Genomic DNA, 21,936 nt, shown 5'->3' with positions numbered 1-21,936 from the left:
AATAGGCAATATCATAACACTTAAAAATTTTGCCAATTGGGAGGATCATAATGACACACATTCAATTCACATACGATAAAGCACTAAGCTTTTTCAACCAGAAAGAAATCGATAATCTTAGCAGCTTTGTTCAATCTGCTCATGATGCATTACATAATAAAACAGGTGCAGGGAATGACTTTTTAGGATGGATTAATCTGCCGGAGAATTACGATAAAGAGGAATTTGCCCGCATTAAGGCAAGTGCTGAAAAAATTAAAAATGATTCCGACGTACTGATTGTTATTGGAATTGGAGGGTCCTATTTAGGTGCACGTGCTGCAATTGAAATGCTGAATCATTCTTTTCAAAATTTGCTATCTAAAGAACAGCGGAATGTGCCGCAAGTTATCTTTGTTGGCCACCATATGAGCTCAACGTATATGAGCGAACTGTTTGATGTGCTTGAGAATAAAGATGTTTCCATTAATATCATTTCAAAAAGCGGTACTACGACGGAGCCGGCAATTGCGTTTCGTGTTTTCCGCAATTTCCTTGAAGAAAAATATGGGAAAGAGGAAGCCCGTAAGCGAATATATGCGACAACTGATAAAGAAAAAGGTGCATTAAAATCTGTTGCGGATGAGGAAGGATATGAAACGTTTGTAATTCCGGATGATGTCGGCGGCCGTTATTCTGTCCTGACTGCTGTTGGTTTATTGCCAATTGCAGTAAGTGGTGTTTCTGTTGATGAGATGATGCGGGGGGCAGCAGCAGCGATGAATGATTTTGCGGAACCTGCATTGGAAAAGAACGCAGCATATCAATATGCAGCGGTTCGAAATGTCCTGTACAGCAAAGGGAAAACGATTGAAATGCTAATTAATTATGAACCACAGCTTCAATATTTTGCCGAGTGGTGGAAGCAATTGTTTGGTGAGAGTGAAGGGAAGGATCAAAAAGGTATTTTCCCAGCTTCTGCAAACTTTACAACAGATCTTCATTCATTAGGACAATACATTCAGGACGGAAGAAGAGATTTGTTCGAAACCGTATTGCGTGTAACTTCGTCGAATAAGAAAATGACTTTAGAAGAAGATAAGCAAAATTCGGACGGGCTTAACTATTTAGCAGGGAAAACGATTCATGAAATAAATGATAAAGCATACCAGGGAACATTACTTGCCCATACGGATGGCGGGGTTCCTAATTTAGTGGTTGAAGTTCCGGCACTTGATGCGTACACTTTCGGCTACTTGGTTTACTTCTTTGAAAAAGCTTGTGCAATGAGCGGCTATTTGTTAGGAGTAAATCCGTTTGATCAGCCTGGGGTGGAGGCATATAAGAAGAATATGTTTGCGCTCTTAGGGAAGCCTGGGTTTGAAGCGGAGAAGGAAGCGCTGGAGAAGCGGTTGTAGGGAAGTTGATAAGTATGTAGATCATAGCATTTTTAAAATTAATGTATGGAGTATATTGTTTTGAAGTAGGTTTGTATTCTGCCATGATTAAGGAGATCTGTGTAATCAAGCTACCAAAAATAATCACATATTTTTTTGTTTGCAAACCATTTTTTCTAGTTATAATATAAACATAGAGACAAGAAAAAAGCATAAACAAATAAATACTGAAGATACGTCAATATCTCCGGTCAGCAATAAATCGCTCCCCTTCAAGAGGGGTCAGCGCAAGTAAGGAATAGACCTCGCCCGGCTGCTAAACTCAGGGAGGTCTATTTTTTTTCGTTCTGTAATCGTTACAACGAGTGTTGCAAAAGCGATCATTAGAACCAGTGTTAATATATCGTAAAAACAACGGAAACTTCAGTAAAGACTGGAGATTCCGTTGTTTTCTTTTTCCTTCTAGTAAATATTTAGTACCTTTTCCTTTACATTTATTCCTTTGTTTATAACAGTATTTTATAGTTATGTAATTCAGCAATACCAATAAAATTTATGTTTTTGTTATCAGAATTTTCGAATGCAAATCACAATGATGTACAAAATAAACTCAATCCATTGCGATGAAAACGCATCCATTTATCTAAATTGCGGTGATACAATAAATAGTGAAAGAGGGGTTATCATGAATCTTGATGCCAGAAGCAATAAAATTTTAGAAGAACTTATGATGAATCCGGGTATTACGAGCAAGGATATTGAGAAAAAGTATGACTTGACCAGAAGAAAGCTTGGTTACAGCTTCGATAAAATAAACGATTGGCTGATCAGCAAGAATCTTCCGGCAATCGAAAGAACACGCCAAGGTCAGTTTATTATTGACGAGACTATTTTTACGAAAATGAATAACGACCATACTGGTGAACCGGCAGAGTTAGAAATTCTTTCGGAAAAGCAGCGAGTTTATACGATTATCATGATGCTCTTAAGTAATGAAGAACTTTCTTTAAATCATTTTACAAGTGAACTGGATGTTAGTAAAAATACAGTGCTACGTGATTTGAAGCGTGCGCAGGATTATGTAGCTGATTATGATTTAACAATCCGGTATTCAAGACGATTGGGATACGTTATGGAAGGGAAAGAATTTTTAGTTCGAAAGCTGCTTATTCATGTAACGTACAAAATTCTTGAACTGAAAAACGGTGCAAGAAGGCTGCGCGGATTAGCTGGTATTAAGGAAGCGGAAATTAATGAATTAAAAAAGCGGATTACCAAAGTCGAGAACAAATTGAATTTGAAATTTACCGACGAGAAAATCGAAACAATGCCATATACTTTGACACTAGTTTTACAGCGAATTAAAAACGGTCAAAAAATTACTTCGTTTTACATTAAATATGAGGAACTATCGGATACAAAAGAATATTTGGCAACAGAAGAAATCTTGTATGATTTTGATGATATACCGATGGAGGAACGGTTATTTATTACATTGCACCTGCTGACGACAAATGTCTACTGGTCGGAGTATTTAACCGAGGAAGCGATACCGAACTTATTGCAGGCATTAGATGATATGCTGCGTTTATTTGAAAAAAGTGCGTGTGTTTTTTTACAAGACAGAGAGCAGCTGCTTAATAAATTGCTGCTTCACGTGAAGCCTGCATATTACCGGATTAAGTATCATCTAACAGAAATCAATCATGTTCAGGACTCTGTGAGCAAGGAATTTTTAGCATTGCACCATTTGGTTCAAAAATCAACGCAGCCATTGGCAGCATTAATTGGCATGAGAATTCCTGAAAGTGAAACCACGTACCTGACCATGCTAATCGGTGGATGGCTGACAAGGCAGGGAGACAGCCTGCAGGAGAAGGTAAAAGCAATTGTAGTTTGTCCTAAAGGTGTATCTGTTTCGCGATTGATGTTTAGTGAATTAAGAGAATTATTTCCGGAATTTGTTTTTCTTGATTCTTTATCGGTAAGGGAATTTCAAACGTATACATTTGATTATGATATTGTTTTTTCACCAATGTCTCTGGAAACGGATAAAAAGCTATTTATTGCAAATTCGTTTTTGGAACGGGAAGAGAAGCATCGCTTGCGAAAACAGGTCATGCTGGAGCTTCACGGATATATTCCATTTGACATAAATGTAGATGATTTGATCGCAATCGTAAAAAATCATGCAGCGATTGAAAATGAACAGGAGCTATCGAATGAGTTATTCCGCTACATTAATCGGGATGACACTGCTGCTGTAAAAAAACAACCAGCAGATAGTCCGGCTATAAATTTGAGTGACTTACTAACACCGAACACGATCACGAGAAAACAATCGGCTGCCACATGGGAACAGGCAATTCAAACGGCTTCAAAGCCATTAATTGAAAGCGGATGCATTAAGCAGGAATATGTGGATGCAATGATAAATAATTACGACCGGGATCCGTACATTGTAATTGGACCACATATAGCTATTCCACATGCCGCACCAGACGAGGGAGTAAATGAGGTTTCCATGAGTCTTCTGCAATTAGAAGAAGGTGTCAGCTTTACCGAGGATTATTCCATCAATGTAGTCATTGTTATTGCGGCGGTTGATAAACAGCAGCACTTGAAGGCATTAATGCAATTGATGAAGCTTGCCGGAACAGAAAAAGACCGAAATGCTTTGGTTCATGCAGCTTCAGCTAAGGAAATATACGCAGTCATTAAAAACTATTCGCACGATTGAACAACTTAGACAAGGGGTGCAGGGGATGAGTACTATTTATTTTGATGAATCTATTATTCTGCTGGATGTAGAAGCCAAAACGAGGGAAGATGTTTTGCATGTAATGGGAGGCAATCTGGCGAAAAAGGGACTTGTAAAGATGAGTTTCATTGATGCGATTATAGCAAGAGAAACAGAATTTGCAACGGGCCTGCCAACGACTGGTGTCTCTGTCGCAATTCCACATACAGATGTTGAACATGTAAATCAAAAAACGATTAGTGTTGCAGTGTTAAAGGACACGGTGGAGTTTGGAGTTATGGGCGATCCGGATGAAACAACACCTGTCAAAATCGTTTTTATGCTGGCGATGGATCAGGCGCATGACCAGCTTGCATTGCTGCAGCGTTTAATGAAAGTCTTTCAGAATGCAGCAGCACTAAACTATTTGGCAAATGAAAAAAGCAAAACAAACATTAAAAATCTATTAGCGGAAAAGCTGGATTTTGCACTTGAAGGAGGTGAGTGATGATGTCTAAAAAGAAACAGGTATTAGTAGCATGTGGTGCTGGTATTGCAACATCAACAGTTGTTAACGGTGCTATTGAAGAAATGGCTAAAGAAAATAACCTAAGCCTTGATTTAGTTCAAATTAAGATTGCTGAAGTTGGCGGTTATGTTGAAACTGCTGATTTATTAGTTACTACTGCTATGACGAAAAAGGAATATCCTTTCCCGGTGATTAATGCACGCTCATTCTTAACTGGAATTGGTGTTGAAGATACAAAGAAACAGATCTTGGAAGAACTTAAAAAGTAGTAGTTTATAAGACATATGATCAGGCTGTCTTTAGGTGATTGGCAACCTAATAGACAGCCGCATTTACAAAACATGTAAGGGGGAGAAAGACATGCAGGGATTTGTGGATTTTATTCAAGCCTTTTTAGATTTAGGTGCAACCGTAATTCTGCCAGTCGCTATCTTTTTATTAGGTTTATTTTTTGGCCAAAAACCGGGTAAGGCGTTTCGTTCTGGTTTGACTATTGGAGTTGCATTTGTCGGAATATTCTTAGTTATTGATTTGCTTGTTCTCAATTTAGGACCCGCAGCACAGGGCATGGTCGACAGGCTGGGGGTAGAACTAAATGTCATTGATGTGGGATGGCCGGCAACGTCATCCATTGCTTGGGCATCTGTTGTGGCGGCATTTATTATTCCGCTCGGATTAGTTGTAAACGTTGTCATGCTTCTGACAAAAACAACGAAAACAATGAACGTGGATATTTGGAATTTCTGGCATTATACATTCATGGCTGCCATGGTATATGCGATTTCAGACAGCATTATTCAAGGGCTGATCGCAGGGGTATTATTCCAAATCGTTTGTCTTAAAGTTGCTGACTGGACAGCACCGATGATGAGTGAATTCTATGATTTGCCAGGCGTTTCTATCGCGACAGGCAGTACCATCTCCTATGCGCCGGGGATGTTTTTGGTAAAGGGAATTCAAAAGGTACCTGGATTAAAGAACTGGAATGCAGACCCAGATACCATTCAAAAACGTTTTGGTATTTTCGGTGAATCGATTTTCATTGGCTTGTTCCTTGGTGCCGCGATTGGTGCATTAGCTGGGTACAGTGTTGGCGACATTATTGAAATTGGTATGGCGATGGCAGCGGTTATGGTATTGATGCCTCGTATGGTTAAGATTCTAATGGAAGGTTTAATGCCAGTATCGGAATCGGCTAGAGAATGGTTAAACAAACGATTTGGTGATAAAGAGATTTATATTGGACTTGATGCAGCGGTTGCATTGGGACATCCTGCGGTAATTTCAACTGCATTAATCCTTGTTCCAATTACAGTTGTTATGGCAGTTATTCTTCCAGGAAATGCTGTGCTTCCTTTTGGAGACTTGGCAACGATACCGTTTATTGTCGCATTCATTGTCGGTGCTGCAAGAGGTAACATCGTTCATTCTGTTATTGTCGGTACGATTATGATCGCAATTTCATTGTATGTCGCAACAGATGTAGCCCCATTGTTTACACAAATGGCCGAAGCAACAAACTTTGATATGCCTGAAGGGTCTGCACAGATTTCAAGTATAGACCAAGGCGGTAATATCGTTAACTGGGTAATCTATAAGATCTTCTCTTTATTTAATTAACCTATTTCCTCTTTAGGCACTAGAATTTTTAACAGATTACAGGAGGAGTTTAACATGAAAGCACTGGTAAAAACAGCGCACGGATTTGGAAATTTAGAAATTCAGGATAAAAAAGAGCCACAGGTTGGAAATGGCCAGGTGAAAATTGAAGTGAAATACGCTGGTATCTGCGGATCTGATATTCATACGTATGAAGGGCATTACAAAGTAGGTGTACCGGTGACATTAGGGCATGAATTTTCTGGTGAAGTCGTTGATGTCGGCGAAGATGTTACCGAATTTAAGCCAGGTGACCGGGTAACGTCGGAAACAACCTTCTATATTTGCGGTGAATGTGACTATTGCCAGTCCGGTGATTACAACCTCTGTAACCATCGTAAAGGTCTTGGCACACAACAGGATGGCGGGTTTACGAAATATTTAATTGCACGTAAAGAGAGTGTTCATTTGCTCCCGGAAAATGTTGACTATCAATCTGCCGCAATGACTGAGCCATTAGCTTGTACCCATCATGCTGTTTCCAAAACGGAAATTAATGATGGTGACATTGTAGTTGTCATTGGCCCCGGTCCGATTGGGCTATTTACCGCACAGGTTGCGAAAAGCCGCGGTGCCAAGGTTCTTATTTCTGGATTAACAAATGATAAAGTCCGTTTGGATAAAGCAAAAGAATTAGGGATTGACTATGCCGTTAATACGCAGGAAGAAGATATTAAGGAAATTGTTAATGGTTTGACAGATGGCTATGGTGCTGATGTTGTCTTTGAATGTTCCGGCGCAGTTCCGGCAGCCAAGCAGGGACTTGATCTTTTACGCAAAAAAGGACAATACGGACAGGTCGGACTTTTTGCACAGCCTGAAATTCCATTTGATCTGGAGAAAATTATTCAAAAAGAAATCCGGGTTGTCGGCACCAGGAGTCAAAAGTCAGCTGATTGGGAACCGTCATTAGCGCTGATGAACGATGGACGTGTTCATGCAAAAGCAATGGTGACGCATGAATTTGACATTTCTCAATGGGATGAAGCTTATCAGGCTATCAAAAGCGGCGAAGCAATTAAAGTCTTATTAACTCCTGCAGAATAAAAGTGATATGAGAGGCTGAATTGGTACAAGTGGGGCAATTTCGGGCGGAATCCCCACTGCGAGCTATTCGGTTTTTGGGGGTCATGCCCTAATGGGGAAGACCCCATCCATTATTAGAAATGAGGGATGAAAATGGTCGAGACATTAATAGACTTTATGATTGGACCCTTCAGATCTATAAGTCAATTTTACTTTGAACATCAATTAATCTTTAATTCTATTGTATTAGGAGCAGTACTTGTAAAAATTTTTACCAAGAAAAAGGAATCAACTAACTAACAAGACATTGCAATATGGAAAGGGTGAAAGAGATGAGATCCCTTAAGCTCTATGGCGAACAGGATATACGATTTGAGGAAGCGGATAAACCATATATTGAAAATGCGGACGATGTCATCATAAAGGTGAAAGCAGTTGGCATTTGCGGTTCTGATTTATCAAGATACCGAAAGCTCGGACCATATGTAGAAGGAACCATTTTTGGACATGAATTTTCCGGGGAAGTTATAGAAACAGGCTCAGAAGTTACGAATGTAAAAGTAGGAGACAGAGTAGCCGGTTGTCCTGCTTTTTGTTGCGGAAAATGTGCGAGCTGTAAAAAAGGAGAATTGGCGCGCTGCGAAAAACTTCATGTTATGGGGGCATATCATCCTGGCGCTTACGCGGAATTCGCAAAGCTACCTGCAGAAAATGTTGTTCCAATTCCAGATAATGTTGATTTTGACACGGCTGCGATGGTGGAGCCGTCAGCGGTTGTTGTGCACGGATTGTACCATACGAACCTGCATCCAGGGTCGGAGGTTGCCGTAATGGGATGCGGTAATATTGGATTATTGGCGGTCCAATGGGCAAAAATTTTCGGTGCGAAAACTGTCTATGCGATTGATATTGACGATGATAAGCTTGCAGTGGCCAAGGAAGTGGGTGCAGATGTCCTCATCAATTCAAAAGAACGACCTGCCCATGAACAATTGATGGAATTGACGGATGGTCGCGGTGTGGATGTTGCGATCGAATCAGCCGGATCACCAATTACCTCCGCTCAGGTATTTGCATTGCCAAAAAAAGGCGGCCAGGTAGTATTTATGGGTATCCCTTATGCCGATATTACAATCGAACGCTTTTACTTTGAGAAAATTGTCCGTAATGAATTAATCGTATTAGGTTCATGGAATGCAATATCCGGCCCATTCCCCGGCAAAGAGTGGAGCACGACTGTTCATTATATGAGCACTGGCCAACTAAATGTTCAGCCGATTATTTCCCACCGCTTACAATTACGACAAGGCCCCGAAACATTCCACAAAATCATAAACAGGAACGGCGCTTTTGGGAAAGTGCTGTTTTATCCGGAATTAGGATAAGGATGAAGCGGGACAAGGGGTCAGACCCCTTGTCCCAAAAAATTGCCAGCCAAAAATAATTATACATACTCATGCCACTTTTTATCCTTTCCTCATCGATTTTATTGGTGAAGGGAGGGATAAACATGGCAGTAGCAGAAACTATTAAATCTACGTTGCAGCTTATTCTGGACGAGGGTATTGATCCAGAATCAGGTAAACAAATTTTTAAATTAAAGAGCTTCAACAATGTCAAGACTGAAGCAACGGCTGATCAGCTATATGCAATTGCACAAGCTGTAGCACCACTGCAGGAGCGCCCGCTTTACAGCATTGAACGTGAAGACAGCTCCGAAATTCAAGGTTAGTATTACGAAAATAACAGAAGGGAGGACTGACAATGAAGAAGCTAGAGCTTAAATTTGTGAACCAGGACGGGAAGACTGTTACGTATTCATTAGATAATCCAGTCGAGCCGGTAGATTCAGCCGCTGTAAAGAATGCAATGGATGAAATTATGGCACAAAATGCTTTCACATCATCAGGCGGCGATCTTGTATCAATAAAGAGTGCTCGAATTGTGGAACGCAATGTAACAGATGTGGAATTGGCATAGGGGTTGAAGGTGAATTGGGGAAATTGTTCTAATAAAAACAGACCCGGCAGAAAGTTTCTGCCGGGTCTGTTTTTTGCGGGACGGGGGGTCTGACCCCTTGTCCCACCTGACCCCCTGTCCCACTATGCTCCCTTACATTTCTACCTTCAGGAAATTCTCAGCAGAAAATGCTGCAACTCCTAATGCGGTCGCATGTGTGGATAACTTGGAGAAATTAATTTGTAAATCTTTATGGTGAAATTTGAGTATTTGATTATACATTCTATTATTTAATGATTCCCGAAGCCACTTTTCCGATGTTGCTAATCGATTGCCAATAATTACTTGCTGCGGGTTAAAAATATTGATGATGTTATTGATTCCTACCCCTAAGTAGTCACCGATTTTATTAAATAAGGCTAATGTTTCCGTGTCGCCACTTTCTGCAAGCTGATTTAGGAATTCCAAGGCATTTTCCTCACTTGATGGTATTTTTATTCCTAATTGCTGCGCATTCGTAAGCAAAGCTTTTTCCGAGGCATATAATTCCCAGCAACCTTCATTCCCGCATCGGCATTTAGGGCCATTCACTTCAATTGTCATGTGTCCCAATTCTCCTGAAAACCCGTTGCTGCCTTTATAAAGTTTTCCGTTAAGTATCAAGCCTACACCAATCCCTATTCCAGCACTTACATAAATAATATTATCAAGGTCTTTGCCTGCACCGAATTTCTTTTCACCGTAAGCACCGGCATTAGCCTCATTCTCAATAATAACTGGTAGTTCGTATTTTTCTTCAAGGACCTTCTGTAAGTTTATATTTCGCCAGCCTAAATTAGGAGCTACCACTATTTCACCGTCCATGTTAACTGTACCTGGCACACCAATACCAATTCCTATAATTCCATAAGCGCTTGGAGGAGCGGAGGAGATAAGGTAGTCGATAATATCAACTAACTTAGTTTTAATTTCCTCATACGATAATTGGCTGTATTTAACCTTTTTTTCATTGCAAACGTTCCCTTGAAGGTCAGTTAATACACCAAGTAAATAATTAACACCTAGATCAATGCCGATAGAATAGCCAGCCTTTTGATTAAACAGCAGCATAACAGGTCTTCTTCCACCACTGGATTCACCAGGTCCAGATTCATAAAGCAGTTGTTCTTCAAGCAGTTCACTTACTAAAGAAGATACGGTTCCTTTATTAAGTCCAGTCTGATTGGCGACATCTGCACGAGAGATAGGGGATTTTTCTTTAATTGTTTTCAGAACAAGAGACTTATTTCCTTTTTTAACAACAAATTGGTTCCACGTTTGGTTCATAGCTATCTCCATTTCTTTCCCTTTTTCTTTATTATAGCAAATAATGATAGCAGAATAAACTTAGTTTACCCACTAGACAAACAAAGTTTGGTTTGGTATGATTAATGTGCAATATAATACTAAGGGGGTTTTTAGTTAATGAGAAATAAGAAAGCGATTACATCATTGGTTGCTATTTTTGCCTTACTTTTGTTTGCAGCAGGCTGCTCCGGATCGGACGATGAAAGTTCGGCGTCAGGCTCTGATGATGCTAAAACGATTAAGTTTATGCATCTATGGCCAGAAGGCAGTTCAAAGGACCATTACGAAATTGTAAATGAAATCATTGCTAGCTTTGAAGAAGAAAACCCAGATGTAAAAGTGGACCTTGAAGTTTTAAGTAATGAACAATATAAGGATAAATTAAAAGTATTGTCATCCTCAGATCAACTTCCTGATGTTGGTATGACTTGGCCAGCAGGTTTTTTAGAACCATATGTTGATGGGAACATGTTTACACCGTTAAACGATATTCTGGAAGATGGATTACAGGATCAATTTGTATCCGGTACAACAGAGGCATATCAAGTCGATGGCAAAACGTACGGCCTTCCGCTTGAGCTAAATATTGCAACCGTTTTTTATAATAAGAAAATCTTTGAAGAAAATAACGTAGAGGCTCCAAAAACATATGAAGAACTGAAAAATGTAATTTCTACATTAAAAGATAATGGTGTTGCTCCAATTGCATTAGGAAATAAAGATCGCTGGACAGGTTCTTTATGGTATATGTATCTAGCTGATCGAATTGGTGGAGCAGATGTATTAAACAGTGCTATTGATCGTTCAGGTTCTTTTGAAGATCCAGCTCTTACAGAAGCGGCTGCGAAAGTCCAGGAATTAGTAGATATGGGAGCTTTTATCAAAGGATTTAACGGCCTTGCCGATCAGGAAGCTAAAAGCATGTTTATGAACGGGCAGGCTGCGATGTATTTAATTGCTACCTGGGATTTGCCTAACTATACTACAAACGAAGATGTACCACAGGAATTTAGAGATTCTGTTGGTTACTTCAATTTCCCAACTGTTGGCGGGAATGGGGATATGACTAGTTTTGTAGGTGGTCCTGGAGTCGGATTATTTGTTTCAGAGGATTCGGAAGTAAAAGAAGAGGCGAAAGCATTTGTTAAATATTTTGCAGAACAATGGGGAGAAAAATCTGTAACCCAAGCTGGTGTGATTCCGGCAACCAAAGTAAATAGTGAAGAAGTTGAACTTCCAGATTTGTATCTTGATGTATTGAACGATTTAAATTCTGCAAGCAATATTACATTATTTGCTGACGTTCAAATGAGTCCTGATGTTGCACAGGTACATTTGGATCAAATTCAAGCATTGTTTGGGGGAGAGGTTTCCCCAGAGGAATTTACTAAGAAACATGAGGAAGCCCTTGCAAGCGAGGAATAAGCTTAAATAGACGAATCTATCAAAAGAACACTTCACTAAGTTGAGGTGTTCTTTTATTATATTAATCTGTCTGTCAAAACTTAGTTTATCCACTGGACAAACAAGGTTTAGTTTGATATTCTAAAAAATATAGAAAAGATGTGAGATTTTTTTATTATGAGGGGTTGTGATTAAATAAATAGTAAGCGATTACAAATAGTCGCTATTCGTACAATAGAATTTATTTTAAAATGAAAAATTTTATTTCTTATATGGACAGGGGGTTGAAGCTATGAATAAAGTTATGTCTAATAAGTTAGTGATCGCTTTATACGTCTTACCAGCACTTCTATTAGTAGGTGTGCTTATATTCATTCCATTAATTCTTAGTGGATACTATGGCTTAATGGAGTGGGATGGTATCGGGGCCATGAAATTCATTGGCTTAGAGAATTATAGTAATGCAATAAGGGATCTTAAGTTCTGGGATAGTGCATGGCATTCCCTGTTACTTGCGATCTTTTCAACACTGAGTTTAGTAATCTATTTAGCAATATCTATGATACTGGCGTCTAAAATAAAAGGGTCTGACCTGCTTAGAAAAATCTATTTAATTCCGATGCTTTTATCTTCTGTTGCGATTGCACAGCTTTGGATAAAGGTATTTAATCCGACGAACGGAATGTTAAACAGTATCTTGATGTCACTTGGGGTCGATAGTCCGCCAGCATGGTTAGCTGAACCTAAGTTTGTGCTATTTGCAATATTTGTTCCGATTTTGTGGCAATATGCCGGTTTTTACATTTTGATTTATTATGCGGCATTGAAAAACATTCCGGGGTCATTAATAGAAGCTGCACGCATTGATGGTGCATCTGCTTTTCAAATTGCTTACAAAATCAAGCTTCCTTTAATTATGGGTGTTGTTAAGGTAACTATCGTACTTGCGATTGTAGGTTCGTTAAAATATTTCGATTTGATTTATGTAATGACTGGCGGCGGACCGAATGGGGCTAGTGAGGTAATGGCTTCGTATATGTATAAGCTGGCATTTGCAAGTAATGACTTTGGATATGGTAGTGCAATTGGCTTCTTGTTATTAGTTATTACGTTAATTGTAACCGTTATTATTCGTAAATTAACTGCCACTAAAGAAGAAATACAGTATTAGAAAGGGGTTTAGAGAATGGGTCGCTTGGGATATGCGTTTCTATACCTATGCCTTGGAATCATTGCCTTGTTTCAGGTTTTTCCGATTGTTTGGCTCTTCCTATTTTCATTAAAGGATAACAGTGAGATATTTTCCGGGTCACCGTTTGCTTTACCGACAGAATTTAGATGGGAAAATTACCAGAAGGTTTGGGAAGGCGGAATAGGTGTTTATTTTTTCAATAGTGTTTGGATTACGGGATTGGCAATTATTTTAACTGTGCTGCTGGCAAGCATGGCTACATTTGCAATTACCCGAATGAACTGGAAGCTGAATAAGTTTGTATTAGGTTTATTTATGGTTGGTCTGATGATACCAATTCACTCTGCGTTAATTCCGCTATTCAACATGTTCCTAAATGTAAACTTAATCGATAACCCGTTATCCATTGTCATAACGTATACGGCTTATAATTTGCCAATTACGATGATGATTTTGCTAGGATTTTATTACACATTGCCACGTGAAATTGAGGAAGCGGCTATCATTGACGGTTGCTCGATCAACCGGTTATTTTTCCGGATCATTTTACCAATGACTGCACCGGTAATATCTACGACGGTCATTATTAACATGATCTATAACTGGAATGAATTCGTTTTTGTTAATACATTCATTAGTTCTGACGAGTATAAAACACTGACTGTTGGGATTCAAAATTTCATTGGACAGTATATGACGGACTGGGGAGCGATTGGTGCAACACTCATTATTAGCATCATACCGATACTGCTTGCGTTTATTTTCTTCAGCAACAAGGTTGTTGAAGGTATTTCGTCAAGTGCTGTGAAAGGATAGAAAGGTGGATAAAAAATGACTATGATTCAAAATCCGATATTAACAGGTTTTCATCCGGATCCAAGTATTTGTCGTGCGGGGGAAGATTACTATATTGCAGTCTCCACGTTTGAATGGTTTCCGGGAGTTGGCATTTACCATTCAAAGGACTTAAAAAATTGGCGGCTAATTTCACGGCCACTAAACCGTTTAAGCCAATTAAATATGCTGGGAAACCCGGATTCTGGTGGGGTTTGGGCACCGGCACTCTCCTATAGCGATGGCAAGTTCTGGCTTATTTATACGGATGTTAAGGTAACAGAAGGTCAGTGGAAGGATAGCCATAATTACCTTGTTACATGTGACACGATTGATGGGGAATGGTCGGAGCCCGTACATTTAAATAGTTCAGGCTTTGATCCGTCCTTATTCCATGATGATGATGGAAAAAAATATTTAGTAAACATGCTGTGGGATCACCGTGTTGGTCACCATAATTTTTATGGGATTGTCCTTCAGGAATATAGTGTTGGAGAGGAAAAACTTGTTGGGAAGCCGGAAGCTATTTTTAAAGGAACGGATATAAAATTAACGGAGGCTCCACATTTATATAAGATGAATGGCTACTACTACCTTTTAACAGCAGAGGGCGGGACAAAATATGATCACCAGGCAACAATTGCACGCTCTAGAGACTTAAGGGGTCCATATGAAGTTCATCCGGAAAATCCATTAATCACGTCATTCCCATATCCAAGAAATCCGCTGCAAAAAGCGGGGCATGCTTCAATCGTTCAAACGCATACAGATGAGTGGTTTTTAGTCCATTTGACAGGGCGTCCACTGCCTAGGGAAGGGCAACCTTTATTAGATCCACGGGGATATTGTCCACTTGGGAGAGAAACGGCAATTCAGCGATTGGAATGGAAAAACGATTGGCCATATGTTGTTGGCGGCAACCAACCAGCATTTGAAATAGAAGGACCAGCAATAGAAGCAGTGAAATGGGAAAGGGACTATGATGAAAAGGATGATTTTAATACTGAAACATTGAACCTGCATTTCCAAACATTGCGTATTCCATTGGGAGAAGATATCGTTTCATTAAAAGATAATTCTGGTCATTTGCGGTTGTATGGAAAAGAATCACTGACATCAAAATTTACCCAAAGCTTTGTAGCGAGACGCTGGCAGCATTTTAATTTTACCGCTGAGACAAAAGTAGCGTTCAGACCCGATACATTCCAGCAATCAGCGGGACTAGTAAACTATTACAATACGCAAAACTGGACATCCCTTCAAATTTCCTGGCATGAGGAGAAGGGCAGAATTCTGGAACTCATGACGTGTGATAACTTTACATTTGATCAGCCGCTTAAAGGAAAAGAAATCGTTATTCCAAATGATGTGGAATATGTTTATCTCCGTGTGGACGTCAGGACAAACACGTACGAGTATGCTTATTCGTTTAATGGTGAAAACTGGACAGCCATTCCTGTGCAGTTCCAATCATATAAGCTGTCTGATGATTACATTCAAGGCGGGGGCTTCTTTACGGGTGCTTTTGTCGGCATGCAGTGCCAGGATACGTCCGGTCAGCGTAAATATGCTGATTTCGATTATTTCCTATATAAAGAAAACAGTTAAATCTAACACTTCTACAGGGGCCGTTGGTAAAATAATAAACATATAAATTAAGGGTACAAATCGAATGTAGATTTGTACCCTGTTTTAATATTCAACCAATGTGTTCAAAATATATTTTCAAACGTACACAAGCATTTATAAAACTTTGCCACGTCAGCTGTAAGCAGGAAAGGCAACCAATTAGCCAGTTCGTTGATCATTAGTTAAGATCTCAAAGACGTTCGTGACAAAGACATTTTGATTGATTCCTAAGGCGATACGTGTACAATTTGGTCCATAACAATCACTCGAGCGTGCCCGGAAGTCAGCGATACTTTCACCGTATGTGAGGTTACCCTCATGTTCCACCCTCACCTCTCGTTTGCTGTAAGAATACAATCCGCTTATATCTAGAGCAGCCATTAAAGCGGCCAAATCGTGCAATGGTGCTCCAGGTATACCAGGCTCAAGCTGTTGATAGACTTCATAATAGAAATCCAAGATTGGTTTAATTAATTCCTCCAAAGGTGAATCTGAGCGGGAATCAATGAGATCGACTTCTCTTGGGGTCAATAATGCGTCTCTTGTCACATTTAATGGAACGATTGTGAGGTTAACGGCATGTTGACAAATGAAATCAGCTGCAATTGGATCGCCGAAAAAATTCGCTTCTGCTACTTCGGATGCATTGCCAGGTTCGAGAAAAGCTCCACCCATCAAATAGGTTTCTTTTACATTTTCCATCACTTCAGGACTTAAATAATGGGCAATTGCCAGTGAAGTGCATCGTCCGACATTAACGATTATCAAATCATTAGGATTGTCCTTGATCAAACCGAATAGCTTACTGAAATTCGTTCGATTCTGATAGCGTTCTTCAGGGATTGGCGGATCAATCGGTCCTAGTCCCTCAATGCCATGAATTTCAGGAAAAAAGACAGGTTCTTCACCACTCAGTGGACGTGTAGCACCAGCAATGACTGGAATATCTGTACGACCTGCTAGTTCCAGCAAGTACTCGACATTCCTATACGTTTTTTCCCGATTGATGTTTCCGTAGCCACTGACCACTCCAATCAAATCTATCTCAGGATTCTTCAGTGCGTAGATCAACGCGATTGCATCATCAATGCCTGTATCGGCAAATAAGATTATCTTTTTCATATTTTTCACCTCAACTTACCTTATGAATTAAGAAGAGGTATGCTTGTTTGTTTGTCCGCTTAAGGGTCTTCTATAGAATAAAAATGGTTAAATGATTTGACTCGCTAATGTGTATTTGGCCCTGTTATAGTTCACTTAATTAGTGTAATGATGGAGGAAATTACCCGAAAAAGATTTTATTTGTGAATGGGCTAGTGATAACTTTACACTTGAAGCCTATAATACTAAAACGAACAGGAACCATGTTGTTATGGTTCCTGTTCGTTTTAGTATTATTACAGCAAGTTAGTCAGGTGGGATGGGGATTCCCGCAGTCTTCCTAAATGTAGGGGGAGGGGAAATGCAACCGACTGCACCTTCAAACCATCATCGTCCTTCCGCTGGCTGCTTCATTTTTTTTACCTCAATGGCTTCTTCTTGCTCACTGCTCCTTTCCTTGCGCATAAAAACTGTGACAACAAGAGCAATTATCCCTAAAACCAGCATAAAAAGATAAGCATCATTTGTACCAAGTATTGAGGATTTCTGAGCTAGTTGAGATGGTGACAGCGCTTGGTTTGTATCCACCATTTGTGCAGCATGACTATTTGTTCTGCTTGTGAAAATCGTGATAATCATTGCCGTTCCAATTGAACCCGCAAGTTGGCGGACTGTATTCGTAACAGCTGACCCATGAGAATTTAAATGATTCGGAAGGGCATTCAATCCAGCGGTATTTAGCGGCATTGTCAGAAAACTTAGCCCAATACGTAAGAAAACCGTTCGGATCATCAAATAGTTGTACGTTGTTGCATCAGTCAAATGCGTTACACCCCAAATGGAAGGAATCAAGAAACATAAACCGACAATCACGATAGGCTTTGGTCCGAATTTATCTAATATCCGTCCAGTTACCGGTGACAACAATGCATTCACTAATGCGCCTGGAAGTAACAGCAAAGCAGTATCCAAAACGGAAAAGCCTCTGCTGGTTTGCAGGTAAATCGGCAATAAAATCATATCTGCATACATGACGAACATAACCATAACGCTGATAATTGTCGTTGTCGTGAACATTGGAACTTTGAATACACTTAAATTAAGCAAAGGATCCTTCGACATGATCTGACGCCTGCAGAAAAGGAATAGCAAAACAATACCCAAAGCGATAAAAATTAACACTTCAGCGCTTCCCCAGCCTTTATCTCCTGCATTGCTCAACCCAAACAGTAAACCACCGAAACCGATTGTTGAAAGAATGATACTAGTGAGATCGAGTTTTGCTTTCGATGTTTCCGAAACATTTACCAGGAACTTTAAAGATAACAGAATGACGATGGCAACTAGTGGCAGCATACCAATAAAGATCCAGCGCCATGAAAACTGTTCGATGACAAAGCCTGCCAAAGTCGGACCAATGGCTGGTGCAACGATCATCGCTAGCCCAATGAAACCCATGGCAGTTCCGCGGCCTTCTTTTGGATACACAACAAAAACAACCGTCATTAAGAGAGGCATAATAATCCCTGCCCCCGCTGCTTGAATCAATCGTCCAACTAGGAGAAATTCAAACCCTGGTGCAATGGCACTGATAAAAGTACCTGCAAACAAGAAAGCCATGGAACTGAGAAATAATTGCCTTGTTGTAAATCGTTTCATCAAAAAGGCAGTCACCGGCACCAAAATTCCATTTACCAACATAAATCCAGTGATCAGCCATTGAACCGTTGTCGCACCAATCTCAAATTCATTCATTAAATCTGGTAAGGCAACATTTAATATTGTTTGGTTCAATATGGATAAAAAAGAGCCCAAAAGCATAACGGGCATAAGAATCTTTTTATTGATTGGATGTTTCATTTTCAAAATCCTTTCACAATTACTTAATTGACGTTTTGTTAATTAATTGATATCTTGTCAATAAAATAGATACTACCACGCGAAAGATGAAAAATCCATTTACATTTTCCTAAAAAATGTATAGTAATTGACATCTTATAAGAATATGTCGATAAGAAGCGGGATTATAGTCAAAGGAGTGATCAAATGTCTAATAACAAGGAGGAAAAGGTGGATCCTAGGATTCTTCGCACAAAACGAATGTTTAAGGTTGCGCTTATTTCACTGCTCCAGGAAAATGAGAATCAAAGTAAATTAACGGTTCAGAAATTAGCCGATCGTGCAGAATTAAATCGAGCCACTTTCTATTTGCATTATCATGATATTGAAGAATTAAAAGAGCAAATGGTGGATGAAGTGCTTGATGAGTTAAATAGAAAGATACATCCGCTTTTCCGGGAAAATCAGGAGATCGTCACACAACCCATTGTTTCGTTTTTAGAGCATATTTATGAAAATGCCGTACTATTTAATGTAATGATTGAGAACAAGGGGTTTCGCAAAAGACTATTTGAAATAATCACTGGGATCGTTTCCATCAGGCGCGAAACAAGAAAGGTGAAAAAACACACGTCACAAGTTCCAATTGAAATTATTGCTTCCTCAACTTTTGGCATTGTAACATGGTGGATACAGAAAGGGATGCCTTATAGTCCAAGCTATTTGGCAGAACAAATTAACAGAGTGTATCGAAATAACATCAATGATCTTCCCAAGTAACTACCAGGTTTTTGCCATTTGTATGCACGGGTCTTAGTTTACCTGTTCTACCCTTCATGTTCAGTTACAATGAGTACTGTTTAACAAGGATTATAAATTCTTATCTGTGAACAGAGTGCTGGTGATATTCCGCAGTAAGTAATGGGAGAAGGGGGGAACCATTTTGTACGCGTTAAGCGAGCGGTTACCCGATTCCTTTTATGGGGGTGTTTTTTCTAGGCTTGCTTTTTCTCAACATTAATAAAGGCATGATAGCCGAGTCCCATCGTTATCAAAGCGTAGATGCTTCCGCCGAAAATAAATGCCAATGCCGGGAGAACCTGTATGATCAAGTAAATGGATACAATGCTGATGGTCATTAGGATACTGTGGACCGGACTAATTAACATGATTAAGAGAGCATTTTTCATCACGCTAAGGACGTTTAAATCATAATGCACAAAGGCTGGAAAAACGTAAAACGTAAACAGAGCAATCAGCAGCATAAATGCAAATAGGGGAATATTTCTCCAGTCTAATACATGGTTTACTTGAATATAAAATATATCAATAGTGATAATCACAACAATAGCTGCGTAAAACAAACCCAGCCGATTGCTTTTCCAAAAGTCGGCTTTATAAAATTCCCAAAAAGACTTCATGATTGGGATATCAGTATTTCCTTTTATCCATTGGCGAACAATGGAAAACATCGCTATTGCAGCGGGGAAAAAGCCAAGTACAATTCCCCCCAGAAGTGAAAACAATATCCATAATAGATTCACGTATGCAAAGCGGGTTATCCATTCCAGGAAACTATAGATCGCTCCACCTGTTGAATTCATGAAATAAAACCTCCTTACCTTAAGTTCGTACGTATTTCTGCATGGTTTATTATACTTCAGTGTTAAGGTTATAAACAAATAGTTTTGGTAGATTCGTTCTTTGCTAAACTCTACTAAAACTAGTACATATAATAATTATAAACTTAGTTTAAACAATAGACAAACTAAGTTGGTGTTGCTATAATAAATTTATGAAAGCAGTTACATGAATGGATAACTATATTTTATAACTTTTCAGGAGGTATATGGATGGTTTATTTCGATAATATCAGCAAAATCAAATACGAGGGTGCAGCATCAAGGAATCCATACGCATTTAAATTTTATAATCCACATGAAAAAATCGGTGGAAAGACAATGGAGGAATACCTTCGATTTGGTGTAGCATACTGGCATACGTTTACAATGGATGGCTCAGATCCATTTGGTGCAGGTACGATGGTCCGTCCGTGGGATAAATTTACCGGAATGGATTTGGCTAAAGCACGTCTGGAGGCTGCATTTGAACTTTTTGAAAAACTGGATGTACCGTTTTTCTGTTTCCATGATGTTGATATTGCGCCAGAGGGAAGCAATTTAAGGGAGACGAATCAAAACTTAGATGCGATTGTCAGCATGATGAAGGATTACATGAAAGATAGTAAAACAAAATTACTTTGGAATACAGCGAACAATTTCACACATCCACGTTTTATCCATGGTGCAGCTTCCTCCAACAATGCAGATATCTTTGCATATTCTGCGGCTAAAGTGAAAAAAGGATTGGAGATAGGTAAGGAGTTAGGTGCAGATAACTATGTATTCTGGGGTGGTCGTGAAGGTTATGAAACACTTTTAAATACAGATATGAAACTGGAAATGGATAACCTGGGCCGTTTCTTCCATATGGCTGTTGACTATGCAAAAGAAATCGGCTTTGATGCGCAATTTTTAATTGAACCAAAACCAAAAGAGCCGACGACACATCAATATGATTTTGACGTAGCTACCGGTTTTGCTTTCTTACAAAATTATGGACTTCAAGATAAGTTTAAATTTAATATTGAAGCAAACCATGCAACACTTGCGGGTCATACCTTTGAACATGAACTTCGCTATGCACGGGTAAACAATATGCTAGGTTCTGTTGATGCTAATCAGGGCGATCCACTAATTGGGTGGGATACCGATGAATTTCCCACAGACCTGTACGCCACAACACTAGCTATGTATGAAGTTATTAAAAATGGTGGACTTGGCCGTGGTGGATTGAACTTTGATGCGAAGGTCAGAAGAGGTTCATTTGAGCCAGATGACTTGTTCCATGCACATATTGCCGGAATGGATAGCTTTGCAGTTGGATTGAAAGTTGCTCAAAAACTAGTTGATGATAAAGTATTGGATAGTATATTGGAAGATCGTTACAGCAGCTACAACGAAGGTATCGGTCTCGATATCGTTGAAGGGAAAACGGATTTTCATAAGTTGGAAGAACATGCATTAGGATTAACAGAAATCAAACATCAATCAGGAAGGTTGGAACAAATTAAAGCAACGATTAATCAGTATTTGTTGAGAGCTTATGCTGGGGAATAATTTTGGCCGGACTGAAATAGCAGTTAAATCGACTGCCATGCAAGTCCAGGAATGAGACCTGCTGTAAGATGTCAAGAAGAAAATAAATAAATATTTAGTTATCAAGGTACAATTTGCTTAAA

General features: G+C 39.4%; 20 protein-coding genes. 16 read left to right on the top strand and 4 right to left on the bottom strand.

Going from position 1 to position 21,936, the window contains the following annotated elements:
* Positions 1 to 47: 47 nt before the first annotated feature.
* The 10 genes from IEV74_RS08155 to IEV74_RS08110 all read left to right on the top strand — a co-directional run bounded on the left by IEV74_RS08155 (position 48) and on the right by IEV74_RS08110 (position 9,310).
* The gene (locus IEV74_RS08155; RefSeq protein WP_308418984.1) at positions 48 to 1,397 is read left to right on the top strand and encodes a glucose-6-phosphate isomerase; all 1,350 of its coding nucleotides are present in this window, start codon (positions 48 to 50) and stop codon (positions 1,395 to 1,397) included.
* A gap of 664 nt (positions 1,398 to 2,061) precedes the next feature.
* Positions 2,062 to 4,116: a BglG family transcription antiterminator gene (locus IEV74_RS08150; RefSeq protein WP_188454887.1), complete on the top strand. Its 2,055-nt coding sequence runs from the start codon at positions 2,062 to 2,064 to the stop codon at positions 4,114 to 4,116.
* A gap of 25 nt (positions 4,117 to 4,141) precedes the next feature.
* Positions 4,142 to 4,624: a PTS sugar transporter subunit IIA gene (locus IEV74_RS08145; RefSeq protein ID WP_188454886.1), complete on the top strand. Its 483-nt coding sequence runs from the start codon at positions 4,142 to 4,144 to the stop codon at positions 4,622 to 4,624.
* 2 nt (positions 4,625 to 4,626) lie between these two features.
* A complete protein-coding gene (locus tag IEV74_RS08140) occupies positions 4,627 to 4,914 on the top strand; it encodes a PTS sugar transporter subunit IIB (protein ID WP_188454885.1) in 288 nt (95 codons plus the stop codon).
* Between the two features lie 91 nt (positions 4,915 to 5,005).
* The gene (locus tag IEV74_RS08135; RefSeq protein ID WP_188454884.1) at positions 5,006 to 6,265 is read left to right on the top strand and encodes a galactitol-specific PTS transporter subunit IIC; all 1,260 of its coding nucleotides are present in this window, start codon (positions 5,006 to 5,008) and stop codon (positions 6,263 to 6,265) included.
* A 54-nt stretch (positions 6,266 to 6,319) separates the two neighbouring features.
* Entirely contained in the window at positions 6,320 to 7,351 is a 1,032-nt protein-coding gene (locus tag IEV74_RS08130; protein ID WP_188454883.1) for a zinc-binding dehydrogenase, read from the top strand.
* Between the two features lie 132 nt (positions 7,352 to 7,483).
* Positions 7,484 to 7,630 carry a hypothetical protein gene (locus IEV74_RS08125; protein ID WP_188454882.1) on the top strand — a complete coding sequence of 49 codons (147 nt, stop codon included), beginning with the start codon at positions 7,484 to 7,486 and terminating at the stop codon, positions 7,628 to 7,630.
* Positions 7,631 to 7,662: 32 nt separating this feature from the next.
* The gene (locus IEV74_RS08120; protein WP_188454881.1) at positions 7,663 to 8,715 is read left to right on the top strand and encodes a galactitol-1-phosphate 5-dehydrogenase; all 1,053 of its coding nucleotides are present in this window, start codon (positions 7,663 to 7,665) and stop codon (positions 8,713 to 8,715) included.
* Between the two features lie 125 nt (positions 8,716 to 8,840).
* Entirely contained in the window at positions 8,841 to 9,062 is a 222-nt protein-coding gene (locus IEV74_RS08115) for a DUF1659 domain-containing protein (protein WP_188454880.1), read from the top strand.
* A gap of 32 nt (positions 9,063 to 9,094) precedes the next feature.
* A complete protein-coding gene (locus IEV74_RS08110) occupies positions 9,095 to 9,310 on the top strand; it encodes a DUF2922 domain-containing protein (protein WP_188454879.1) in 216 nt (71 codons plus the stop codon).
* 132 nt (positions 9,311 to 9,442) lie between these two features.
* Here IEV74_RS08110 and IEV74_RS08105 read toward each other — a convergent pair whose 3' ends face one another.
* Positions 9,443 to 10,615, bottom strand: coding sequence for an ROK family protein (locus tag IEV74_RS08105; RefSeq protein ID WP_188454878.1), 1,173 nt, complete (start codon positions 10,613 to 10,615; stop codon positions 9,443 to 9,445).
* Positions 10,616 to 10,753: 138 nt separating this feature from the next.
* On the opposite strand from IEV74_RS08105, the gene IEV74_RS08100 reads away from it, so the two are divergent.
* The 4 genes from IEV74_RS08100 (at position 10,754) to IEV74_RS08085 (ending at position 15,674) form a co-directional block, all read left to right on the top strand.
* Positions 10,754 to 12,061, top strand: coding sequence for an extracellular solute-binding protein (locus IEV74_RS08100; protein ID WP_188454877.1), 1,308 nt, complete (start codon positions 10,754 to 10,756; stop codon positions 12,059 to 12,061).
* A 271-nt stretch (positions 12,062 to 12,332) separates the two neighbouring features.
* Positions 12,333 to 13,211: a carbohydrate ABC transporter permease gene (locus tag IEV74_RS08095; protein WP_188454876.1), complete on the top strand. Its 879-nt coding sequence runs from the start codon at positions 12,333 to 12,335 to the stop codon at positions 13,209 to 13,211.
* Between the two features lie 15 nt (positions 13,212 to 13,226).
* Positions 13,227 to 14,048: a carbohydrate ABC transporter permease gene (locus IEV74_RS08090; protein ID WP_188454875.1), complete on the top strand. Its 822-nt coding sequence runs from the start codon at positions 13,227 to 13,229 to the stop codon at positions 14,046 to 14,048.
* A 15-nt stretch (positions 14,049 to 14,063) separates the two neighbouring features.
* Positions 14,064 to 15,674 (top strand): glycoside hydrolase family 43 protein, encoded by a 1,611-nt coding sequence (locus IEV74_RS08085; protein WP_188454874.1) that lies wholly within the window; start codon positions 14,064 to 14,066, stop codon positions 15,672 to 15,674.
* A gap of 180 nt (positions 15,675 to 15,854) precedes the next feature.
* Here the strand turns inward: IEV74_RS08085 and IEV74_RS08080 are convergent, their stop codons facing one another.
* Together IEV74_RS08080 and IEV74_RS08075 are read right to left on the bottom strand one after the other, a co-directional pair.
* A complete protein-coding gene (locus tag IEV74_RS08080; protein ID WP_188454873.1) occupies positions 15,855 to 16,817 on the bottom strand; it encodes a nucleoside hydrolase in 963 nt (320 codons plus the stop codon).
* 366 nt (positions 16,818 to 17,183) lie between these two features.
* Positions 17,184 to 18,656, bottom strand: a complete 1,473-nt coding sequence (locus IEV74_RS08075; RefSeq protein WP_188454872.1) for a DHA2 family efflux MFS transporter permease subunit — start codon at positions 18,654 to 18,656, stop codon at positions 17,184 to 17,186.
* A gap of 186 nt (positions 18,657 to 18,842) precedes the next feature.
* Between IEV74_RS08075 and IEV74_RS08070 the strand changes: the two genes are divergently transcribed.
* Positions 18,843 to 19,415: a TetR/AcrR family transcriptional regulator gene (locus tag IEV74_RS08070; protein WP_188454871.1), complete on the top strand. Its 573-nt coding sequence runs from the start codon at positions 18,843 to 18,845 to the stop codon at positions 19,413 to 19,415.
* Between the two features lie 215 nt (positions 19,416 to 19,630).
* On the opposite strand, the gene IEV74_RS08065 is transcribed toward IEV74_RS08070, so the two are convergent.
* Positions 19,631 to 20,239: a YesL family protein gene (locus tag IEV74_RS08065; protein WP_188454870.1), complete on the bottom strand. Its 609-nt coding sequence runs from the start codon at positions 20,237 to 20,239 to the stop codon at positions 19,631 to 19,633.
* Positions 20,240 to 20,488: 249 nt separating this feature from the next.
* On the opposite strand from IEV74_RS08065, the gene xylA reads away from it, so the two are divergent.
* Complete coding sequence (xylA, locus tag IEV74_RS08060) at positions 20,489 to 21,814, top strand: xylose isomerase (protein ID WP_188454869.1); 1,326 nt, start codon at positions 20,489 to 20,491, stop codon at positions 21,812 to 21,814.
* Positions 21,815 to 21,936: the final 122 nt, after the last annotated feature.

The sequence above is a fragment of the Virgibacillus oceani genome (assembly GCF_014638995.1).
Classification (GTDB): domain Bacteria; phylum Bacillota; class Bacilli; order Bacillales; family Amphibacillaceae; genus Virgibacillus_E; species Virgibacillus_E oceani.
This window is presented reverse-complemented; position numbering and strand designations above follow the sequence as displayed.

Bases quoted from the DNA above. Each gene is read 5' to 3' on its own strand.
- IEV74_RS08150 (WP_188454887.1), top strand. From the start codon at position 2,062: ATGAATCTTGATGCCAGAAGCAATAAAATTTTAGAAGAACTTATGATG.
- IEV74_RS08145 (WP_188454886.1), top strand. From the start codon at position 4,142: ATGAGTACTATTTATTTTGATGAATCTATTATTCTGCTGGATGTAGAA.
- IEV74_RS08140 (WP_188454885.1), top strand. From the start codon at position 4,627: ATGTCTAAAAAGAAACAGGTATTAGTAGCATGTGGTGCTGGTATTGCA.
- IEV74_RS08135 (WP_188454884.1), top strand. From the start codon at position 5,006: ATGCAGGGATTTGTGGATTTTATTCAAGCCTTTTTAGATTTAGGTGCA.
- IEV74_RS08130 (WP_188454883.1), top strand. From the start codon at position 6,320: ATGAAAGCACTGGTAAAAACAGCGCACGGATTTGGAAATTTAGAAATT.
- IEV74_RS08125 (WP_188454882.1), top strand. From the start codon at position 7,484: ATGGTCGAGACATTAATAGACTTTATGATTGGACCCTTCAGATCTATA.
- IEV74_RS08120 (WP_188454881.1), top strand. From the start codon at position 7,663: ATGAGATCCCTTAAGCTCTATGGCGAACAGGATATACGATTTGAGGAA.
- IEV74_RS08115 (WP_188454880.1), top strand. From the start codon at position 8,841: ATGGCAGTAGCAGAAACTATTAAATCTACGTTGCAGCTTATTCTGGAC.
- IEV74_RS08110 (WP_188454879.1), top strand. From the start codon at position 9,095: ATGAAGAAGCTAGAGCTTAAATTTGTGAACCAGGACGGGAAGACTGTT.
- IEV74_RS08105 (WP_188454878.1), bottom strand. From the start codon at position 10,615: ATGAACCAAACGTGGAACCAATTTGTTGTTAAAAAAGGAAATAAGTCT.
- IEV74_RS08100 (WP_188454877.1), top strand. From the start codon at position 10,754: ATGAGAAATAAGAAAGCGATTACATCATTGGTTGCTATTTTTGCCTTA.
- IEV74_RS08095 (WP_188454876.1), top strand. From the start codon at position 12,333: ATGAATAAAGTTATGTCTAATAAGTTAGTGATCGCTTTATACGTCTTA.
- IEV74_RS08090 (WP_188454875.1), top strand. From the start codon at position 13,227: ATGGGTCGCTTGGGATATGCGTTTCTATACCTATGCCTTGGAATCATT.
- IEV74_RS08085 (WP_188454874.1), top strand. From the start codon at position 14,064: ATGACTATGATTCAAAATCCGATATTAACAGGTTTTCATCCGGATCCA.
- IEV74_RS08080 (WP_188454873.1), bottom strand. From the start codon at position 16,817: ATGAAAAAGATAATCTTATTTGCCGATACAGGCATTGATGATGCAATC.
- IEV74_RS08075 (WP_188454872.1), bottom strand. From the start codon at position 18,656: ATGAAACATCCAATCAATAAAAAGATTCTTATGCCCGTTATGCTTTTG.
- IEV74_RS08070 (WP_188454871.1), top strand. From the start codon at position 18,843: ATGTCTAATAACAAGGAGGAAAAGGTGGATCCTAGGATTCTTCGCACA.
- IEV74_RS08065 (WP_188454870.1), bottom strand. From the start codon at position 20,239: ATGAATTCAACAGGTGGAGCGATCTATAGTTTCCTGGAATGGATAACC.
- xylA (WP_188454869.1), top strand. From the start codon at position 20,489: ATGGTTTATTTCGATAATATCAGCAAAATCAAATACGAGGGTGCAGCA.